The sequence below is a fragment of the Streptomyces sp. NPDC001153 genome (genome assembly GCF_053598315.1).
In genome coordinates this window covers 1-3,079 of record NZ_JBSFJZ010000121.1, presented here as the reverse complement: position 1 = coordinate 3,079, position 3,079 = coordinate 1, and the positions used below count along the sequence as shown (strand labels likewise).

4 protein-coding genes are annotated in these 3,079 nt (G+C 69.0%); 2 read left to right on the top strand and 2 right to left on the bottom strand.

What is annotated here, in order from left to right; genetic code table 11:
* Positions 1-338: 338 nt before the first annotated feature.
* Entirely contained in the window at positions 339-641 is a 303-nt protein-coding gene (locus tag ACWDEN_RS47960; RefSeq protein ID WP_450864446.1) for a hypothetical protein, read from the bottom strand.
* 740 nt (positions 642-1,381) lie between these two features.
* Between ACWDEN_RS47960 and ACWDEN_RS47955 the strand changes: the two genes are divergently transcribed.
* Together ACWDEN_RS47955 and ACWDEN_RS47950 are read left to right on the top strand one after the other, a co-directional pair.
* Positions 1,382-1,507, top strand: coding sequence for a hypothetical protein (locus ACWDEN_RS47955; RefSeq protein WP_450864444.1), 126 nt, complete (start codon positions 1,382-1,384; stop codon positions 1,505-1,507).
* A gap of 633 nt (positions 1,508-2,140) precedes the next feature.
* On the top strand, positions 2,141-2,428 hold the full coding sequence (locus tag ACWDEN_RS47950; protein WP_351601964.1) for a DUF6417 family protein: 288 nt from the start codon (positions 2,141-2,143) through the stop codon (positions 2,426-2,428).
* On the opposite strand, the gene ACWDEN_RS47945 is transcribed toward ACWDEN_RS47950, so the two are convergent.
* Positions 2,351-2,797: an SsgA family sporulation/cell division regulator gene (locus ACWDEN_RS47945; RefSeq protein ID WP_450864442.1), complete on the bottom strand. Its 447-nt coding sequence runs from the start codon at positions 2,795-2,797 to the stop codon at positions 2,351-2,353. The two genes, ACWDEN_RS47950 and ACWDEN_RS47945, sit on opposite strands and share 78 nt — an antisense overlap.
* Between the last annotated feature and the right edge of the window lie 282 nt (positions 2,798-3,079).

Below are 3,079 nucleotides of genomic sequence, written 5' to 3'. Positions count from 1 at the left end.
TCAGGGAGCACGCAACGCCAGCGGATGCACGCCCCGAGCAGACACCCGCGCGTTCCGGAACCCTGCCCGGCTACACCACTTCATGGGACGCGATCCAACCGGGTGGACAGGTGTGCTTGGGAGGGCAGGGCTTGGGGGACACGGCGGCGGTGCTGTTCGGTGCGTGGTGGTCAGCCGCAGCCGCGCTGATGGCTCCCGCGCCGGCCGCTAGGGCGATGAGGGGAGCGGTACAGATGGCGGCAGCCACGCGTCTGACCGTGGAGATGTTTGCACGCATGGCAACTTCTCCTTTCGGGGTTGAGCACTGGATCTCAGGTGGCGATCAGTTCTGCCGGCACTCAGTCACCCCAGCCCCAGCCGTGGCTGTGGTGTCCTCCGCCCCAGCCCCAGCCCCAGCCGTGGCTGTGGTGTCCTCCACCCCAGCCCCAGCCCCAGCCCCAGCCGTGGCTGTGGTGTCCTCCACCCCAGCCCCAACCGCCACCGCCGCCCCAGCCCCAGCCGTTGTCCTGGTGGAAAGAGACGACGTGCTCGGGTGCGGTGGTGGCGGCTGCGTGGGCGGCGCCGGCTCCGGCGGCGATGGCCAGGATCGGTGCTGCCGCGACCGCGATGGCCGCTCGCTTGATACGGGTGTGTGCGCGCATGGTGAGCCCCTCTCTGAGGGTGTGCTTGATTTTCCGGCGGCCTCGGAGCCGTCCCCGGCGCTTGAGAGCCTGCGCGTAGCTCTGTGCGCCGGTCGCCGCCCGCGAAGCGCATTCAGGCGGCGGACCATCACCTCCGATATCGACCATGAGCGATTGCGAACTTCTCGGTTGATGTTGTTGTGGAGAAAGATTTGCTTCCTGTTACTTCATACGGAGATGACGTTCGTCGGGATTGCTCCGCCGAACTCACGATGCTACGGATTCTGATTCCGCCGAGCAGCCGGCGGACTGAGGGGGCCGAGCAGGGCCCCGGGCCCGGAGGGGGATCCCACCGGCAGTGGTGGGGCGTCCGCATGCCAGGTGCTCGGACGGGTCTGCCGGGCTCCAGGGCGCACTCGACGCGGAGGTCGTGGCTCCGGAAGAGGGAGGTGGTGACGCGGGCCTGGACGGAGTGCGGACCCCGTGCGTCGGTCATCCGAAGCGACTGGGGACGAAGCATGACGACACCGGATTACTCGGTGTCGAAGTCGGTGGCCGGGCGTGCTCGCCCTGCTGCCGCTGCCGTTGCCGCCCGCGCCGCTCCTCGTTGGCGATCCCACTGATCGATAGATTGGGGCGGTGGGCAACCGTCCCAGCATCGCATCCCATGCACACGGCACATTCTTGGCGTGTCATTCAGACCGGGCGTGGCCAGCGTGGTCGCCAGGATTTCTCGTACGTCGTCTGGCTGCCGGAGGGCGATGACACTGGTTCGTCGGCCGGAGCCGCTTCCCGCCTGGCACACGGACCGCGCCGACTACGCCCACCGCAACGACACTCACTGGACCCGCAGCGACAGCCTCCCGGCCTATCGCCAGGACCGGTGACCTGCGCGTGGTCTCCGGTTTTCGTGCCCTGGAGTTCTGGCGCTGCGACCTTCACGCCGTCCACCCATGCCCCCACGGCGTACGACGCTGCGGCAAGGCCCACGCCACGCCCAAGCCACGCGACGTCCTCTTCGACGACCTGGTCCGGGGCACGGGTGCTGGACGTCGGCACCGGCAGCGGTGCCTCCAACTTGACGCGCCCTCGGCGAATGGATGAACGATAGGTCCGGGCAGAGGGTTTGCCTGCCGGCAGCAGGAACCGCAGGGCATCCCCAGCGCTGGGGGGGGCGGCCTGCTTGGCGCTCAGCGGGGTTGCTCGGGTGTGAGGATGAGGAGGGCGACGTCGTCGTGTCCAGGTGGGTAGACGCGGTCCCGGACGCACCTGTCCCTCGCGGCCCGGATGGAGATCCCGCCCGCATCCGACTGGCGCCAGAGCGTCTGCGTTCCCTTTGTGCGCCGGGCCCTCATTCTCGGACGGGGGCCTGTTGGATGCCCGCCACAGACGGTGCAAGGGGAGGCACGGCCTTGCCTGCTCGCCCTGAGCGGGACTTGGTCGCGCCCGACCTTACCGGCCAGTGACGGTCGCCGGGAAGGCGAGGTGCCTGAGCGCCGGCGGAGGGCCTGGCGGGGCGGATGCGCTCGGCGCGTCAGATCGGCAACTGCTGGTCGCTGTATCTGACTTCGGAGCAGATCGAGTCGGTTGCCTATGCTTTCTATCTGCGCTTCATGGGCGGTTCTGCCGCCGAGGCCAACCGGTTCGCCAGGGAGTACGGCGTTGTCTTCCACTCCCGACCGGTTGGCAGCTGGCCTGCGGCTGGCCCGACTGCGGGGCCTGGGTGCCGTTCAGTACTGCCGGAGCAATTCCCGCACGACGTCGTCCCAGTACAGGTAATCCTGCTCCGTGCCGGCGGGTACGACTGAGAAGGTCTTTGTTAGCCATTTCTCGAACGGGACGGCCGGCACGCGCAGCACGGCCGTCCCCTCCGTGCCGGTCAGCAGGATCCGGATCGACCCGGGGCCGTGTCGGCGGCGGTCCGGCCAGACGCGCACGTGGCCGACGCCGGACGGCCCGTGCAGGCCCGCGTGTAGCAGGTCACGGGCGAACACCCAGGGGGCGAGAGCGTCGGCGCAGCCGGTGAAGTCCATGCGCACGGCGAGCGGATCGGCGGCGTCATAGGTGAAACGGACCTCGACCGGCAGATCCTGGGTGGCGCTGACGACCAGGTGGATGGTCTGGTCGAGATACAGGCGTCCGGAACGTGGATGGGGACGCTCGTCGGTCGCGGGCATGGTGCCTCCAGGTCGGGTGCGAAGTCGGCCGTGCAGGGCGAGGTGGGTGCTGCGGCCTGCTCGGGGCTCGGCCACGGCACGCACCTCCCGGAACACCACGGACGGAACGCGCCCGGGGTCAGGTCGGCGGTTGCCCGGGAAACGCAGCTGTATGCCGGGCCGTACGGGTGATCACCACGTCGGTCTTTGAAGCGCTCCGGGATCGGTGGAGGCTCTATGCGTTGGCTCCAGCCGCCGGTTGGGGCTGGTGTTGAGCGTAGTGGTTGGTCTCGTGTTCGTGGG